General features: G+C 41.7%; 11 protein-coding genes. 6 read left to right on the top strand and 5 right to left on the bottom strand.

Going from position 1 to position 18,642, the window contains the following annotated elements:
* Window positions 1–356: 356 nt before the first annotated feature.
* A complete protein-coding gene (locus tag AS141_RS00265; RefSeq protein ID WP_057935621.1) occupies window positions 357–2,174 on the bottom strand; it encodes an alkaline phosphatase in 1,818 nt (605 codons plus the stop codon).
* Window positions 2,175–2,428: 254 nt separating this feature from the next.
* On the opposite strand from AS141_RS00265, the gene AS141_RS00260 reads away from it, so the two are divergent.
* A complete protein-coding gene (locus AS141_RS00260) occupies window positions 2,429–3,508 on the top strand; it encodes a phosphatidylinositol-specific phospholipase C1-like protein (RefSeq protein WP_057935620.1) in 1,080 nt (359 codons plus the stop codon).
* Between the two features lie 17 nt (window positions 3,509–3,525).
* Window positions 3,526–5,355 carry a metallophosphoesterase family protein gene (locus AS141_RS00255; protein WP_057935619.1) on the top strand — a complete coding sequence of 610 codons (1,830 nt, stop codon included), beginning with the start codon at window positions 3,526–3,528 and terminating at the stop codon, window positions 5,353–5,355.
* 504 nt (window positions 5,356–5,859) lie between these two features.
* On the opposite strand, the gene AS141_RS00250 is transcribed toward AS141_RS00255, so the two are convergent.
* Window positions 5,860–7,605 carry a RagB/SusD family nutrient uptake outer membrane protein gene (locus AS141_RS00250; protein WP_057935618.1) on the bottom strand — a complete coding sequence of 582 codons (1,746 nt, stop codon included), beginning with the start codon at window positions 7,603–7,605 and terminating at the stop codon, window positions 5,860–5,862.
* A gap of 133 nt (window positions 7,606–7,738) precedes the next feature.
* Window positions 7,739–10,825: a SusC/RagA family TonB-linked outer membrane protein gene (locus AS141_RS00245; protein WP_057935617.1), complete on the bottom strand. Its 3,087-nt coding sequence runs from the start codon at window positions 10,823–10,825 to the stop codon at window positions 7,739–7,741.
* Between the two features lie 909 nt (window positions 10,826–11,734).
* Between AS141_RS00245 and AS141_RS00240 the strand changes: the two genes are divergently transcribed.
* From AS141_RS00240 to AS141_RS00225, 4 genes are all read left to right on the top strand, one after another.
* Entirely contained in the window at window positions 11,735–13,474 is a 1,740-nt protein-coding gene (locus AS141_RS00240) for a BamA/TamA family outer membrane protein (RefSeq protein WP_057935616.1), read from the top strand.
* Between the two features lie 190 nt (window positions 13,475–13,664).
* Window positions 13,665–14,807 carry a glucuronyl esterase domain-containing protein gene (locus tag AS141_RS00235; protein ID WP_232424781.1) on the top strand — a complete coding sequence of 381 codons (1,143 nt, stop codon included), beginning with the start codon at window positions 13,665–13,667 and terminating at the stop codon, window positions 14,805–14,807.
* A gap of 60 nt (window positions 14,808–14,867) precedes the next feature.
* The gene (locus AS141_RS00230; protein WP_057935614.1) at window positions 14,868–15,866 is read left to right on the top strand and encodes a sialidase family protein; all 999 of its coding nucleotides are present in this window, start codon (window positions 14,868–14,870) and stop codon (window positions 15,864–15,866) included.
* 39 nt (window positions 15,867–15,905) lie between these two features.
* Window positions 15,906–16,829, top strand: a complete 924-nt coding sequence (locus AS141_RS00225) for a dihydrodipicolinate synthase family protein (protein WP_232424780.1) — start codon at window positions 15,906–15,908, stop codon at window positions 16,827–16,829.
* A gap of 138 nt (window positions 16,830–16,967) precedes the next feature.
* On the opposite strand, the gene AS141_RS00220 is transcribed toward AS141_RS00225, so the two are convergent.
* Both AS141_RS00220 and AS141_RS00215 read right to left on the bottom strand, forming a co-directional pair.
* A complete protein-coding gene (locus tag AS141_RS00220) occupies window positions 16,968–18,353 on the bottom strand; it encodes an NAD(P)(+) transhydrogenase (Re/Si-specific) subunit beta (RefSeq protein WP_057935612.1) in 1,386 nt (461 codons plus the stop codon).
* Entirely contained in the window at window positions 18,350–18,637 is a 288-nt protein-coding gene (locus AS141_RS00215) for an NAD(P) transhydrogenase subunit alpha (RefSeq protein WP_057935611.1), read from the bottom strand. The genes AS141_RS00220 and AS141_RS00215 overlap by 4 nt, the downstream gene beginning before the upstream one ends.
* Between the last annotated feature and the right edge of the window lie 5 nt (window positions 18,638–18,642).

Genomic DNA, 18,642 nt, shown 5'->3' with positions numbered 1-18,642 from the left:
ACTGTTCTTTCGGGCTCAGAAGACTGTCCGGCTCAAGCATGCATATGTACGATACTGAAACAGTAAATTAAGCCAGAATGAGCTCCAATTACCCAGAATACAGCTTATTAAACTGGAACAGGTATTGATTAGAAAACCACAAAAAACAAAAAATGATTAGCTTCTTACTCTGGTGTATTCTTTTTGTTCTCTGCTGGCCATTGGCCATCATTGGGCTATTTCTCTACCCTGTTTTCTGGTTGATACTGCTTCCTTTTAAGCTTTTGGGCTTCGCGATAGATCTTTCGTTCGATTTTGTCAGAAATCTCTTTATGCTTCCTTTCACTATTGCAGGAAGACGGTAGGTCGTTAACATCCTAGTTCTTCTGATGATATTCCTTCACAAATTTCATAATCTTGTGAAAAACGGCCGTGTTCTCATACACTCCTCTGAAGTCTCCTGAATGTGCTCCATAGGAAAAGATCGGAACCATAATCCCCGTATGATCATCACTATGATATCCCAGTTCCACCTTGGAAGAAGCTACATCTCCCTGAGGAATGGAAACTCCCCCTGTCTCATGATCAGCTGTAATCAGTACCAAAGTCCCAGGATGCTCATCTGCGAACCGAAGTACTTCCCCGATCGTCTCATCAAAATCCAGCACCTCGGACACAATCATGGAAGTACTGTTCGAATGCCCTCCCGAATCAATACTTGCTGCCTCCACCATTAAGAAGAATGGCATACTTTTTTGATCAAAAAAATCGAGCGCAAATGCAGTGCTCTTCAGCAAATAGTCCCCTCTCCCATCCAGCTTTTTAAGTAAGGATCTCGGAGCTGCAAAATAGCCGATCCGATCTGCATCCATAACCTCCAGACTTTCAACTAGATTAAAACCAGCACTTTTTAAGTTATCCAGTTGAGCAGTAAAACTATCCCCACCTCCACCTATGAATAAATCCAATTTACTACTTGGCAAAAAAGCAGCAATCTGATCAGAATCATCACGCTCGGAATGATGAGCATAGAATGCAGATGGAGTCGCTCCTGTCAGTTTATCTGTTGTGATAATTCCACTTGAGAATCCGTATTCATCGAGTATGTCCGGCAAATTCCTCAACGGTCTTCCTTCAGTATCCACTCCCAATGCACGGTTGTTTGTTTTTTCACCCGTGGAAAAAGCGGTAGCCCCTGCAGCAGAATCCGTCGTGAAATCGTCCGCAGCCTGCGTCTTCACCAAACCTATGTTTTTCAACTGGGTTAAATTTAAGTCATTTCCGTTGGCAAATAACCCGGAGGATATCTGTGCCAATCCATTTCCATCCCCGATCATCAAAATCACATTTTTCACAGGAACTTCTGTCCCATCCACCTCAAATTTCGGGTGATAAACTTCATGTTTTGAGGGGTTCTGATAGCTATTCTTTTCTAAGTTAGCCAGGTATTCTACTGCGTCTATCGGATGGTCGGTATTGATATAATCCTCTCCCATTTCATGGAAAGCTTTCCAGGCAGTCTTACTGTCCGGAGAACCCCAAAAACGGACTGGCTTACTAAAGCTATGAACCAGATCGATGAAGTCCTGAACTTTCTCACGCTCGCCTTCTACCATTCTTCCTTTCCCATTCCAAACTGAAAACTGACGGAAACTCAAACTCACCATTCCTATTTTGCTCCAAGGTAAATCCTCGGTCAATTCCATGCTTTGATAATCGAAAAGCATCCATTCAGGATAATTCCGGTAATCCTCAGCCTTTGGTCTGTTCCCTGAAATAATCAATTTTAACCCACCTGGATTACCCGCACTGAAAAGATCATCTTCATACTTCTTCGCGCTTTCCAACAAGACTTCCAGCGTAGCGTAGGCTTCTGTTTTCAGATCCACCAGCAAATGAAAATTGACAGAGGAAACCAACCCTGTTTTTAGCCCCTCGGAAATAGGATTCAGATAAAGAGTTTCGATAGTACGCTTGGGGTCAATGCTAGCAGGTTCATGAGCGGCCATTAGCTTGCCGTCTTTCAGAATCACATCTACTTCTATAGACGATGCTCCTGCAGAGTAAGCAGTCCAAAAAGGTACTTTTTGGAGGTAATCATTGTGTGAGTGGACCTGGAATTTTGCCGTGCGTTGAGCGGAAACCTGTAGAACCGCCAAGAGAAGAAAAAGGGAGAGAAAAAAGAAGTTACGCATCCTCAAAAATAGTTGATTAGATGGGATTAAAAGACTATAAGGGCAGGAATTAACCGATGCATAACCTATTCATAAAATGGAGGTAGGAATAATTCCGACAAAACCTTTAGCTTAACACTCAGGAGTACTGATATTGAATCAGTTACAATGATATCTATCTCTACCCTCTGCTTCCAAATCATAACAAAAAGGTGAAGCGCTATTTCACGGGTTTCTGCCAAAAAAATTGAAATTTGCCAATTAATTCCTACAGCATGAAATTCAGATCCTCCTTTATTCTCACAGCTTTATGCAGCCTCTTTTCCACGCATCTTTCTGCACAAAACCTTAAACTAAATCAGATTCAGGTAATTGGCAGCCACAACAGCTATAAAAGTGAAATGGCTCCTGAACTCCTGGAGTACTTGTCCCAAGTGAACCCTTCTGCTTCCCAAAGCCTGGAATATGCACATATTCCACTGGAAGCTCAGTTGGATATGGGCTTGAGGAACTTGGAACTGGACGTTTTCCACGATCCTGAAGGGGGAAAGTATTCCAATCCGAAAGGCCTGGAAATCATCAAAAGCAGCGGTGGAAGCATTCCTGAATATGATCCCAATGATGTACTTTCCAAACCGGGGCTAAAGCTTTTCCATGTGCAGGATCTGGATTTTCAGTCGCATTACTTACTTTTTGCAGATGCACTGAAAGCCTTATATAATTGGAGCGAAAGCAACCCAAATCATACTCCCATCTTTATTTTGATCAATGCCAAAGATGGGAATATCCCCGGCACAAGACCTACACTTCCTTTTACGTCCACAGCCTTGGACAGCATAGATTTGGAAATCCGAACACATTTAGGAATGGGGAAATTGATTACTCCAGACTTGGTGAGGGGAAATTATGTGGATTTGGAATCTGCTGTTTTGGCTGGGAACTGGCCTGTCTTGGATGAGATGAGAGGAAAGTTTCTTTTTGTATTAGATGAAAATGATGAAAAAATAGACCGATACCTGAATGCTAAACCGGAATTGAAAACTGCAGTGCTTTTTGTAAATAAAAAGGAAGGTAATTCTACTGCCGGATTTAGAATCATAAACAATCCAATTGAAAACGGATCCTACATCAGCGACCTTGTCAGAAGAGGATATATGATCAGAACACGGGCAGATTCAGATACCAAAGAGGCCAGAAATGAGAATTACATCAGATTCGAAAAGGCTAAAGCTTCTGGTGCCCAGGTGATTTCCACAGATTATTATCAGCCATCATCTTTTTTCAAATCGGGTTATAAAGTTAATTTCGAAGGAGATGCATTCGAAAGACCTAACCCGATTTTGGTCAACAAATAAAGTAACCTCAACTGATTTTGAACAGAAAATACTTACTTCCTGTGATTCTAGAGCTAGCTCTTCAATTGGTTTGCTCCCCTTCAACCCACGCACAAACAGACGCAACCCAAATTGCATTTCTTTCCGATATTCATTTGCAAAACATCTATGCAGATCTGAATTCAGAGGAATTCAAAGGTATTTTCAATCCGGCTTCCGGCAAATTTGCCACTATTCGCACGATGAAAAGCCAGATTAACTCCACCCGGTTATTCAACGAAAATTACTTTGCTTTCATCAGCGCACTCGAAGATTTGAAGAAGAGAGGGATTCAACTTGTAGTGCTTCCCGGTGATTTTACTGATGACGGTCAGCCCATGAATGTTATGGCTTTAAAGAAAATCCTGGACAGGTATTCATCCGATTTGGGAATGCGCTTTTTCCTGACCACGGGGAATCACGATCCTGTCAAGCCATTTGGAGGAGTAGCTGGTAAAAGTGATTTTCTAAGCGCAGATGGATCTGCCCAGGCCATTGCAGGTTCCAAGGATGTATTTCCAGTCATGGAAGTCGCTATTTCTGACCAGATCAATTACTGGGGCTATGCAGAGATTACCAGTGCATTGGGTGATTTTGGGTTTTTCCCCAGTGAAAAAGATCTCTTTTGGGCTCATCCATTCCAGCCAATCGATGTGGACAATTATGATTTTCAAAGGGCGAAAATCAGTTCAACCCTGGAAAACAGAATCTATGAAGCCGGTGAGCCGGGTTTTTTCCTGCCTGATGCTAGCTATGTTGTTGAGCCAGTTGAAGGCATTTGGCTTTTAGCTTTGGATGGAAATGTGTATACTTATACAGAAACTGAGTGGAAAGGATCATCCGTAGGCTTTAATCAGGCTGCTTTTCACAAAAAACACCAACTAGACTGGATCACAAAAGTAGCTTCTGAAGCTGAAAGAAGAGGGAAAACACTGATTTCCTTTAGCCACTATCCATTAGTGGAATTTCACGATGGGGCCTCAGATGAAATGCGTTCTCTTTTTGGAGCACAGAAATTTCAGCTGGCAAGAGTACCTTCTACAGAAACCACAAATCTTTATGCAGAGGCCGGAGTCCGAATTCATTTCGCCGGACACATGCATATCAATGATACCGGAATTTATCATGACCAAACAACCACCCATACTATGTATAATATCCAAGTACCTTCTTTAGCTGCCTTCCCCCCAGCTTATAAAACTGTAAAAACCTCCAATACTACGACATTTGAAATCGAAACGATTCCGCTCGCAGAAGTAGACCAAATGAATGAGTTCTTTGATCTTTATCGAATGGAGCACCGCTGGCTGTTGGAAAAACAAGATCCCGGCATTTGGGACAGCACCATTTTAGCATCAAAGGATTACCTGGAATATACCAGAAATCATTTGTCGGAGCTGACAAAATCAAGATTTATCCCCTCCGATTGGCCGGAAAATCTCGCGTTGTTGTTGCAGAATCTAAAACGGGAGGAATTTGTAAGTTGGAGTGAAATGGATGAAAACGAGGGTGAACTTTTTCTAACCGAAAAACTCAAAAAGCTAAAATCCAATTCCATTAGAACCACCTCCAGCCATACGATTATCGATGATTTTTATCTTCTAAAGAATGGAGATGAACTCGGCAAAAGGCTAATTCCGGCAGATAGGTTGCGTTTTTACCAAGAAATCATTCCAGTTGTCACCCAAAAGACTTTTAGGGATGATAAAAAACTGAACAAAGAACTGATCCAGTTTTTTGGGATTTTCGAGAAGATATTTTACTCACTTCCCTCTGACCACTTCACAATAGATCTGAAGAATAATACTATCAAGAAAATAGAGAATTGATTACAAATTTGGGTTCCCGCAATTCCGAATACCCCAAGGTTTGGTCCAAATTCATTTCGGTTTTTTAGAAAGAAAAACAACCCTGCGGATAGATTTTGGGATAAGGACCAAAGTAGCAGGAATTTAGAAATGTATTACTGACAAGCTCTATCGGAGGTGAAAGAAAAAGTACCATGGCTGCTTTCAACTATCTCCGTGGTTAAAAATAATCGGTAATCGAGGAGATGGAAACTAGCTGTTATCTATTCTGCACCACCGTACGTTTCGTTCGGGATACGGCGCGGTTCTTTAAGTTTTGAGTCTGACCTTTTGGCAATAGTCTGAAAAGATAACGTAGCCTTCTTTCCTTAGTTTTCTCTAGTGATTGAGGTTGTAATAATGAAGCAGTTGGTGACTTCAAACCTCCGCGGTTGACTTTTACCACCTAGTTGATTGCCATGCACGGCACACATAGAAAAACCGATGAGAAATCCCATCGGCTTTTTAGTTAACTATTTCTGAGGTTTAATACCCTGGATTTTGTACCAAAAACCCTGGTTCACTTGACGCTCCATCCATTGCTCTTTGGGGAATTGGAAACAAGCGTTTGTGGACATCTGTATCGGTTTTCTCAGTCCAACTATCCTCATATTTTCCGAAGCGTATTTGATTGGTTCTTCTATGTCCTTCCCAATACAGCTCAAATCCTGATTCCCGGAATAAAATATCCAAATCAATTGCATTCAATGGAGCTGGAGTCTGAGCTGGACGTGCATTTCTAGAAGTCCTTAAGGTATTGATATCTGCCAAAGCCCCAGCATTGTCTCCTTTTCTCAACTTAGCCTCAGCACGCATCAAATAAACCTCTCCCAAGCGGATCAACACCAAGTCCACACTGCTGTAACTACAGCAATTAGTAGCTGTGCGGCTAAACTGGTATTTGGAAAATCGGTATCCGGCATTATGTAAACTTCCTTCTGTGGTGAAATCCACCTTGAGTGTATGATCAACATAACGTATGTCGGCCCCACTACTCCTTCTGTTGATCACTGGATATATCCTTACTTTACCTTCATTATCCGTCAGTATATTCCCTCCTCCATCTTTTCTGGGACCCCAGATAATATTTCGAAGTATCCCTCTGTTAATTTCAAAATCTGTGGCTTCTATGGAATAAAAATGATTTTCATCATTAGTAGGATTTACTCCCTTAAGATCCTTTAGGTTTTCAGGGATTATTGTGTTTTCCTGGAAGAATCGGGCATCGGCATCAGCAGGATCTACATCACCATAAGCATCTACCCAAGTCTGATAAAAATCCGGAGTCACTGCCACCGCATCTGTTCCACGGGTATTCGGAAATTCAGGTCTTGGTATCAAATCTCCCGAAATCGGCCAGTATGCCCAGCGACTGTGCTCTGTCTCCAATACCCCTCTTTGATCAAGGGAAAATATTATTTCAGGATTTGTATTATTATCGTCATTGAATAGTTCAAAGTATTCAGCGGACAAGGAATACGGCCCATCGATAATATTGTTTGTGTACTGGATCACCTTGTCCATATCTTCTGACCTAAAATCGGGCGTTCCGTATGGATCTCTATACACGGCAGCATTCAGATATAAGCGTGCCAACAACGCACTTACCGCATGCTTGTTCATTCTTCCAGGTCCTTTATCGCTGTTAATTACATCCTCCACTGATAAAAGTTCGGTTTCGATATAATTGATTGCTTCCTGACCTCTGAGGATTTCTGACAGTTCTTCGGAGCTATTCTTCTTGAAAACAAGCCCCCAATTATCCAGAGCCAACATATTGAGGTATGCCTTCATCGCTATCATTTCATAAAGTGGGTCCTGAGCGCTAGAATTGCCGTTTTCCACTTCCAATCTCAATCTCTCCTCTGCCAAAACCGCCCTGGATAAAGCCAGGGTGATATAGGTCCAGGTATCCCCCACCAAACTATTGGTAGGCGTCATCAGATGCTGGTGAATAGCAATAAATTTACCTCCATCAAACCAATCCGTACCTCCACGATAAGGAAGTATCCCCTCATCCGAAGCAACTTCCTGAAGTCCAAAATTAACCGTATGCAACCATACTTGACGGAGCATTCCATATACAGGGGCAATAGATCCGCTTATCACTTCCGCTTGTCCTGTGCCAGTCAATGACTCATCAAGAACTTCTTCATCCAAATCTGTACAACCGAGGAATGCGAATAAAAAAGCAGCTATCGGAAGTATTTTGTAAAATCTATTATTTTTCATGTGTTTATAATTTGTCTTTTAAAGGCCATATGGAATCTCGCATGCATTTTAATCATCCCTGTGCTAGTCGCTTGCTTCATACTCGATTTCATGTATCTATAATTTTCTGTAGTACTTACTTATTCCCTACTTTTTAAAAGGTAAGATTCAGGTTTATCGAGAATGTTCTAGCTCTTGGATAGGTGAATCGATCGATGCCAAAAGTCTGAATCCCCCCTGCAGTAGAACCCGTATTTACTTCCGGGTCGAATCCTGTATAATCTGTGATCACAAACAGGTTTTGTCCTGTGACAGAAAGGCGGATGTTTTGAAAAGCATCTCCCAATCCCATCGCATCCGTGTTCAAATTATAGCCCAGGGTAGCGTTATTCAATCTAAAAAATGAGCCACTCTCCAAGAATCTGGTAGATACCGTATTGGAATTATTAAATGACTCTTCCGGGTATTGAACAGCAAAATCCGTGGTGTTATTAGATCTGGATAATTGAGCTTTGGTGAACAGGGACATAGCTGTGTGGTTGTAAATCTTGCTTCCTGATGTACCATTAAAATTCAATCCTAAGTCAAAGCCTTTGTATTTAAAGTTCGTGTGAAAGCCATAGATGAATTTAGGAATCGCACTTCCCACCACACTCCGGTCATTGTCCAAAACCTCACCATCTCCATTTATATCCTTAAACCTATTTACTCCGTCTTCACTAATCCCATCAAATTGAAGCATATAGAATGCTCCGATAGGCTGATTATTGATGTATCCGTTGATAGTGGCACCAGTTTGACCAGCTCCTTGGGCTGCCCCCGTAGTCAACACCGAATAAGGAGAATCTTTTACTTCGTTCTGAATAAAAGTGACATTTCCGCCAATGCTATACGAGAAGTCACCCTGCTCATTGCTGGCATAATCCAACGCTATTTCAAAACCACTGTTATGGATTTTCATGTCCTCGATATTGTCCCAATAAGTAGATGTAGGCTGAACAGGGTCGGCAGGAACTACTTCCAGTAGAATATTGGAGGACACTTTATTGAAATAATCCAAGGTACCGGTCAATCGGTAATCAAAGAATGCAAAGTCAATTCCAAAATCTATTTGGGTGGACACCTCCCATTGCAAGTTAGGGTTTGCCAGACGTGTAAACACGATCCCATAAGGATAACCGTCCAATGAATTGCCATCGGTATCAATAGGATATGTATTTAGACTGCCAGATCCTTGAGAAAGTCTATCTTCAGAATAGCTGGCTTTAGTGATCTTGGAAGGGATTTCTTGATTCCCCGTTTGCCCCCAGCTTCCACGCACTTTTAAGTTATCGAATACCGAGTTGGCCATGAAATCTTCCTTACTTACATTCCAGCCTAGGGCCAAGGAAGGGAAGTAGCCATATTTGTTATTCTCACCAAACTTGGAAGATCCATCCGCCCGGAAAGTGGCAGTAAACAAATACTTATCTGCATAGGTATAATTGAATCTACCGAAGAAAGATTGTAACTCATTCTTCACAGCAGAGGAATTAACCGTGGTAGGATATTCACTGGTACTGTTGTGATCCTGGTACCTAGGTTCAATATTATTATCGGCAAAGCCTCTGGCTGAAGTTAATCTATATTCATCCAGGAATGTCTGATAAGAATGTCCCGCCAATACAGTTACGTTATGCACGTTTGTATTCCAATTGTAAGTCAGGGTATTCTCTACCAGTTGATTGGTATTTGCACTTATTATTTCGTCCAATGCCCCGTCTGAAACATTTGACTCATTGATCACTCCTGTATAAGGTTTGTACTGCTGATACCTGTTTGTACTGGAGTAATCCACACCAAGGTTCAGCTTGTAGGTAAGGTTGTCAATAATTTCAAAAGACGGTGAAATCGTCGCCAAAATCCTGTTGTTCGCAGCATCATCACTATATAGCTCATACCTCTTAATTGGATTCAAAGCATTGGTATTCAATAAAGTAGGCTCACCATTTGTGTATGCGGGAACTGTGGGATTCAAACTAAGCATATCACTGATAGTCGAGGTGATGCTTGGTCGCAAATTTTGAGTGTGAGAGGCAGTCAGGTTATAATCCACGATTAGCCTTCCATTGAATGCCTTCTGGTTCATGTTCAATTTCCCGGAATAACGTTTCAGCTCACTGTTCTTCAAAATCCCTTCTTGATCCTGATAACCTACGGAGGTGAAATAGGAAAATTTCTCCGAGTTGGCCCCGCTCATCGAAAAATTGTAATCCTGCGAAAATCCGGTTTGGGTAAGCTCATCCTGCCAGTCTGTATTTCCTCCGAAATCCTCTAAAGCTCCACCTGCAGCGACAACCTGGCTACGAAATTCATCTGCACCGAACACATCGATTTTCTTAGCGATAGATGACCAAGCTGTTGAAGCAGAGAAATTCATTTGGGTAGTACCTTTTTTTCCCTTTTTGGTAGTAATTACCACTACCCCATTAGATGCTCTCGAACCATAAAGGGCAGTAGCACTGGCATCTTTTAGCACATCAATACTTTCTATATCGTTAGGATTTAAGAAGTTTAGGGGATTTGAAGCAACCCCTGTATCGGAATTGTCCAGCAAAAAACCGTCAAGCACATAAAGAGGCTGAGTTCCTGAACGCAAACTCCCGATACCTCTAATTATCACATTTTGTGTAGCCCCTGGCTCGCCACTGGTAGATGTGATGTTGACACCGGCTATTTTACCCTGCAGAAGATCCACTGGATTTGATACCACTCCTTTATTAAAATCTTCACTTTTCACAGAACCGATGGCTCCGGTGACGTCCGATCTTTTTTGGGTACCATAGCCAATTACCACCAATTCATCTAACTGCGTAGCATCCGGTTCCAATTGGACATCTATAATTGATTGTCCATTCACCGAAACCTCTTGCATCACATAGCCTACATAAGAAATCTGAAGAATGGCATCTTCTCCCACTTCAAGAGAAAATTTCCCGTCAAGATCTGTAACTGTACCATTTACTGATCCCTTTATACGAACCGTAGCGCCAGGCAATGGCGCTCCTGTTTCATCCGTTACCGTACCGGTAACTGGCTGTTCTACCCTCGTCAAATCGCTGAACGGGTAGTTTGTCTTTAGCCTCTCCTCAATTTCAATACCCTCGGCAACTAAATATGATGGGCCTATACTTAATCCTGCCCATATAATCAAGCCTGTGGAAGCACGGATGATTTTAGATAATGGTAATTTTGAATGCATAAAATTTTAAGTGTTGGGTAACTAAGAAATTCAATAATTGATTCTGGAAAGCCTTTTACATCTAGTTTTTTTCCAGTGCAAAAGTAAATCATATAAGATACAGGCTTGTTAAGGAAGTTTTAGCCTTATATTAATTATATAGAAGCATACGTTTAACAATATAATAATTTCCCAGTGAAAATTAATCACATAGAGAAACATACTTAAACGTCCAAACATAAATTAGTATACTTCCCAAAAAAGTTATCCAAGGCTAGAAGTCAATCATTCTGAAACCAGAATCTGGATCACTATCAGAGCTGACTCTAATCAACTATTCATCTGTACTAGAGATAATTACCAATATGCTATATGACTTTCGGGACACCAAAGTGAGACTGGTTTTTTCCGGAAAAATGCCGATCACAGCTCTGGTAAAACTATTTTTCTGCTATATAATTGCACGAGTTGTCCTCAGTTCAATCAACCGCCAGGTAGCACGATAACATTAAACATATATGCACCTCTTTTTATCCACATTAATTCAATGCAAAGCAATCAGAATTTTCTAGGTGATTATTAATAGTTAAATAAAGTAGAATTCACACAAATGAATGCGTTTTGAGAAATCTTATATAACGGTAATTTTTAACTACCGAAATGCAGGGCTTTACTTATTCCTAAATCCTACGTTCAAGAGATAGGCATTAAAACCCATTTAATGGATTGTTATTTTCTCTTAAACTGATGGTTCTGACCAGTCTCTTACTCAAACTCCTAGTAGATTTGCAAGCATGGCAAAGAATATGCGCTGAAATCCCTTACCTTCTTTAAGGTATAAACAAGTACCGCTGAGTTTTTCTAAAAACATTCAAAATCGTGTCTTACACATCATCTAGAGCACTTCTCTCCCTACTTATATTTTTAAGTATGAGCATGGATCTTTTTGCCCAAGATGAGAACGATACCTCTAAAGTTTCGGCAGCACAAAAAGCGCTTTCCAAAGGGATAGACCTGATCACCCGATCTAGCAGGGACACGGTATTGGTGGAAAAGGCTGAGGAAAAATTCATCCCTTTTGAAGGAAAAATAATCCGCAACATCAATGTGAAAAGGGTTGGATTTGAATTTTCCATTTATGGTGAAGAAAAACCCATTGTTCAAAAAATTGGCCGCATCGCCAATAGCCTGCACACTAATACTCGTGAAAAAACCATCCGGCAGCATCTTTTTATCAGGCCCAACCAGCGGCTCAATCCATACAAACTTGGAGACAACGAGCGATATCTTAGAGACCAGAGCTTCATTCTGGAAAGTAGAATCATAGTCACTCCTATTGTGGACACAGATTCGGTGGATCTGACTGTGGTAACTCGTGATATTTTCAGCATTGGCGGATCTGTGGGAGGAAGCTTTCCCACTGCTCCCCTTTTTAAAATCTATGACGCAAACGTGGATGGAAGGGCACAGGGAATTGAATTTGATGTACTTTATGACAATGACAGGGTTCCTAAAACAGGTATAGCAGCAGCCTATTCCAAAAGCAGTCTGTTAGGAAGTTTTGTGGATTTAATGGTTTATTATACTCAGTTAAACTCAGGCATCAGCGCAGGAGAAGAGAAAGAATATGCAACTGGGATCAGTCTGGAAAGACCACTGGTTTCACCTTATTCGAAATTAGCAGGAGGAGCTGGATGGAGCCAAAATTGGTCTAAAAATGTATATTCCCTTCCAGACTCCTTATTTCTTGATTACAAATACAATGTGGCAAATCTTTGGGCTGGCTTTAACTTTGGTTCAGAAAAACCCCTTCAGGATCGACGCCGAGAGTTTGTGGCTTTGCGTGCATTTGATGGCTATTTCATTGATCAACCTGAGCAGGAATATATGACGAATGAAAGCCGCTACCACAATAGTCGGGGCGTACTGGCTGAATTTACAGTTTACGAGCAGGACTTTTTCAAAACCCAATACGTTTATGGCTTTGGCCGTACAGAGGATATACCGTTTGGGTATAATTTCTCCACCACCGTAGGATATACAAAAACCATGGGGCTGGCACGGCCCTATGGCGACATTAACTTAAACTATAAAGGAGCTTCCAAAAGCGGAAGTTTCTACGAATTGACGTTCAATGCTGCGAGTCATTTCCGCAATGGCCCAGAGGATGTCGCAATACAGACGGGTGGCACATTTTACTCTCCTGTCTTTTCTTTGGGCAGGTATAAAATCAGAAATTCAGGTTCATTTTTTTACACGCAGCTTTTTGACCGGGTTACCAATGACTGGCTCACGATCCGCGGAAATACCATTCCGGGATTACGGGTGGATGAAGTGGATGCCACTCAACGGATTTCTTTTGGTTTTGAGTCCAGTTTATTTACTCCTTGGTCATTGATCGGCTTCCGAATTACTCCTTTTTCTTCCTTCTATTGGGCAAAACTGAAATGCCCTACCTGCGAAAATAAGTATCAGAAATATTCAGGAATAAGTCTTGGGATGAGAATTCGAAATGAGAACCTGATTTTTGGGACGATGGAAATTAAGGGAACTTTCATTCCCAATGATGACGAAGGCCAATCCAAGTTTGCTTTTGGCTTTAGGAAAAACCTGAGATTTAGGAAATCAGACATCTTCGTAGCTGCTCCAAATTTGATAAACTATAATTGATTGCTAAAATATAGTATATATTAGGGAGTCATTATTCCATCCGAAAAATTTGTTAAAACCTAGTAATTCCCTAGATTTTAATAAATTACTCTTGCATCAACGATACATTTGGATGTACACTTCTGTAACACATATGACCGTTAAACCCTACCTAATTATTTTCCTTTTGTTTGTCAACTATTCATTTTCCATGGCTCAGCACAATGCCAACTACGAAGAAAGTAAAGTCCCCGACCTGATACTTCCTGATCCTTTTGTGAGTTTGAAAGGAAAGCTAATTTCCACACAACTAGATTGGGAGGAAATCCGAAGACCTGAAATCCTGAATCTTTTCCGGGAAAATGTCTATGGTAATATCCCGGCTGATTTTGATACTATTTCATTTTCAGAAGTGCAGGAAAGCGAAAATCCCTATCCCGAAAAAGCAATTCTCAAAGAAGTAAATATAGCAGTAGTTAGAAATGGGAAATCACATACCATGCGCTTGAATGTATTTCTGCCAAAATCCAAGAAAGGCCCATTCCCAATCTTCTTGTTAATCAATCACCGCCCGAACCCTGGTAATGGCGAGCTGGTAGAAGAAGGATATTGGTCAGTTGCAGAGTTGATAGACCGAGGATATGCTACCGCTTCCTTCCATGGAGAAACAGTTGCCCCAGATGATGCTGAAAGGTATTCCGAAGGGATTTTAAACACCCTTTATCCCGAAGAACTGACCAAAGACGATGGCATGAAGACACTGGGCGCCTGGGCTTGGGGAGCGATGCGGGCAATGGACTATTTTGAACAAGACTCCTTGTTTGACACCAAAAAATCAGCCTTGGTTGGCCATTCTAGAAGCGGGAAAGCCACACTGTGGGCAGCTGCCAATGATAAACGATGGGCTGTAGCCTTTCCAAATGAATCTGGCTGTGGTGGAGCGGCAATCTCAAGAAGAAAGTACGGTGAGACAATTGCTCAGATCAATTCCCGTTTTCCTCATTGGTTTGCAGAAAACTTCACAGCCTTCAATGATCAGGAAGAAACACTCCCGGTGGATCAGCACATGCTGGCCTCACTTATTGCTCCCCGCGCCCTTTACTTCGCCAGCGCCCGTGAAGACCAATGGGCAGATCCAAAAGGTGAATATATTTCCATACAGCTGGGAAGCAAGGTTTATTCCGAAATCTATGGCCAAAATGTAAATTTCCCCTTAGCTTTTGAGGAATTGGATTCTCCGATTATCCAGCCACTTGCAGGGTATCACATCCGGGAAGGAAAACACAACCTAACCTGGGAGGATTGGCAACATTTTATAGATTTTGCAGAGCTCCAGTGGAATCAGTTCAGGTGAGCACGGGATACTGCGTTTTTTCCAAGCCATTATTTTAACTTTCAAACCAAAACAAAATCCATGCAGCTCCTCCTTTTCATTCTTGCCCAATTCAGCTTTTTTCCGTCTCCCGAAAAACCTGATGCCAAAATCCTGAATTCAGGGTTCATCTTTGAACAAGCGCCTTTTCCCGAATGTCACGCCTCTACTCTTGTGGAGACCGAGGATGGGATTTTGGCCTCATGGTTTGGTGGAACATATGAAAGGCATCCTGACGTTAGCATTTACACAGCCCTACTCACCGACGGGGCTTGGTCTAAGCCGAAAATGGTAGCTGATGGAGTGGAAAATAAAGACTTCCGAAACCCAACCTGGAATCCCGTTCTTTACCGAAGCCCGAACGGACAACTTGTCCTTTTCTACAAAGAAGGTCCAAATCCTAGAGAATGGTGGGGGCTTTACAAAACTTCTGATGATGATGGGAAGAGCTGGTCTGAAGCAATTCAGATTCCACCTGGCATGCTTGGCCCTGTTAAAAACAAACCCGTTCTCTTGGCAGATGGCACACTGCTCCATCCAAGCAGCTTCGAAACCAATGGCGTGTGGAGCATGCATGTGGAAACTACCACTTCGGACATCCAAAATTGGAAAAAAACAGAAATCGATAACGGATCATTTCATGCAATTCAACCTACCGTTTTATCTTATCCAAACGGAAAACTCCAGATGCTCGCGCGGACTCAGGAAGGAGTAATCGGCATGACCTGGTCTTCGGATGGGGGGAAATCCTGGACGACTGTAGAAGCCACAGAATTGGTCAACAATAATTCTGGAATTGATGGTGTAAGTTTGGCTAATGGCTACCAGCTTTTGGTTTGCAATCCTATCAAAAAAGGAAGAAATAAATTATCGCTTTTTGGTTCATCTGATGGAATAAACTGGGAGGAATTAGTAAAACTTGAAGATGAGAATGATGGTGAGTTTAGCTATCCGGCAATTATTCAGGCTAAAGATGGAACAGTGTATATTTCTTATACTTACAATCGCGTAAAAGTAAAGTACGTATCTATAGCGATCTAAAACTACCATTCAACCACTGCCATGCCACTTTCAAAACCTTTGCGCGGAATAATACCGCCCTTGATTACACCACTTAATGAGGATTTTACGCTGGATTATCCTAGTTTGATCAAAACAATTGATCGTGTTATTTCCGGTGGAGTCCATGGAATTTTTATTTTAGGCACTACCGGTGAATTTTCCAGCCTTAGTCCAGAAGTAAAAAATGAACTGATTTCAATGACCTGCGCCAAAGTAGATGGTCGCGTACCTGTGCTGGTAGGAATCACAGTTTGTTCGTTCAATGAAAGCTTAAAGTTGGCTGTGAAAGCAAAGGATTCAGGAGCAAGAGCAGTTGTTGCAGCACCACCATTCTACATGAATATTGATCAGAAAGAATTAATAAACTACTACCAAAAACTAGCTGATCGGGTTGAGCTGCCTTTGCTATTATACAATATGCCATCCCATACGGGGATTAGCATCGATATCAATTCAGTCAAAATACTTTCTGACCATCCAAATATAATTGGCATCAAAGACAGTTCGGGGGACTTAAAATATTTTGAGTCATTGATAGATCTGCTAGATGAAAAACCAAATTTTACGATTTTGGTAGGACCCGAGGAGATTTTAGTTCAAACGATGAATAAAGGAGGGCATGGTGGGGTGACAGGAGGAGCCAATTTATTTCCTGAGCTATATGTCAAGCTCTATGAAGCTATTCTGGCAAAGGACTCCGACCGGATAGAAGCCTTGCAAGTGACCGTTTTGTTTCTGAGTCAGAATCTCTACAACCATGGCACATATAAATCAAATTACTTAAAGGGATTGAAAGCTTCTATGGCATTTTCCGGGCTTTGCAAAGGCATTTTGGCCCTGCCTCTTTGTGCTTATTCCATCGAAGAAAAGGAGAGTCTTCGCAAAAAATTTGATGTGGTAGAAGCGAGAATCAAATCTGTTTTAAAAGAACCGGGTAACTAGTTTTTATAGTATTCCTACATCTTGGATCTGAAGAGTTTGGAATAGGCTCAGCTTGAACCGGATTTTATCTTAACAAAACGAGCGTCCTGAAATTCAGAACGCTCGTTTTTTCATTAAATACAACGCCTTTCAACGAACTTACATCTCCTTCATTTCACTGACTACTTTTGTAATAGTCTGCTTGGCGTCCCCGAAGAGCATGAGGCAATTGGGGTAGCCAAATAGCTCATTTTCTACTCCTGCATAACCTTTACCCATACTTCGTTTACATACGATTACCGTTCTGGCTTTATCAGCATTCAATATCGGCATTCCATAAATTGGACTTTGGGGATTATTTCTGGCTGCAGGATTTACCACATCATTTGCACCGACTATAAGCACCAAATCTGTGTTCGGAAATTCATCATTGATGGATTCCATTTCTATCAGTTTGTCATAGGAAATATTTGCTTCCGCCAGCAACACATTCATATGTCCGGGCATTCTTCCTGCTACTGGATGAATGGCAAACTTGAAATCAATTTTCCTCTTTTCACATTGCTCCATGAGTTCTCGGATCACATGCTGTGCCTGAGCCACTGCCATTCCGTAACCTGGAACTACAATTACAGAAGAAACGCCATCAAACAACATGGCAGTCTCCTCCACTCCTATTTCTTTGACTGTGATGGACGGGCCATCTCCTTGTGCCTCATTTACTGTCTGTCCAAAGCCTCCAAGAAGCACATTAATCAGGGAGCGATTCATGGCTTTGCACATGATCTGTGTCAGGATAATTCCCGATGCCCCAACCAACGAACCAGCTACTATAAGTACATTATTATTTAGGATAAAACCAGTAGCACAAGCTGCCATTCCCGAATAAGAATTCAGCAAAGAAATGACCACCGGCATATCTGCTCCGCCGATTGGAATCACCGTCAAAACCCCTAAAACCAAGGCAATTACGATCAGGATGATAATCAGTATTGGGTCAGTTTGGTCAACAATAGTAAATACAGCTGCGGCCAAAAATCCTAAAAACAAAACTAGGTTTATCGGGTGCTGACCTTTGAAGGTAATCGGCGAGCCGGAAATATTCCCATTTAGTTTCAAGTACGCCACCAATGATCCGGTAAAGGTCAGCCCTCCAATAAATACCGATACAATGATGCTGATCACCGTCACCAATTCTATGGATTCCATATTGATTTTCGTACGTAGGAAATAGTCTGAAAGGGCAACCGAAAACGAAGCCAGACCCCCGAACCCGTTAAAAATCGCAACCATTTCTGGCATCTTGGTCATTTCAACTTTATTGGCATAATAAAGACCAATAGCAGATCCCAGAACAATACATGCAAAAATCTCTACCAGTGAAATGGCATCTATCTGAACCATCGTAGCCAATATGGCTATAAACATCCCCAAAGCTGAAATGCGATTTCCTTTTCTGGCGGACTGTGTTTTATTCAACATTTTGATCCCCAGCACAAACAAAACGGAGGCGATCAAATAGGCTAATTCTATTGCTAAACTCATTTTTTCTTGAACATTTTAAGCATACGATCTGTGACAGTGTAGCCGCCGACTACGTTGATTGTGGCCAGCACCAAGGCTGCCATTCCCAGCCATTTACTCAGGGTGGTATAGCCCATTTCATTGCAGGCTAAAAGGGCCCCTACAATGGTAATTCCGGAGATTGCGTTGGAACCTGACATCAAGGGTGTATGTAGGGTGGGTGGAACTTTTGCAATTAGCTCAAACCCCAGAAAACTTGCCAGAACAAGTATATAAATCAGAATAATCAATGCTTCTGAGCTCATAATTG

Origin of the sequence: Algoriphagus resistens (assembly GCF_001442615.1) — a bacterium.
Classification (GTDB): Bacteria; Bacteroidota; Bacteroidia; order Cytophagales; family Cyclobacteriaceae; genus Algoriphagus; species Algoriphagus resistens.
Note: the sequence above shows the minus strand (reverse complement) of the source record. Positions and strands in the feature narration are given on the sequence as shown.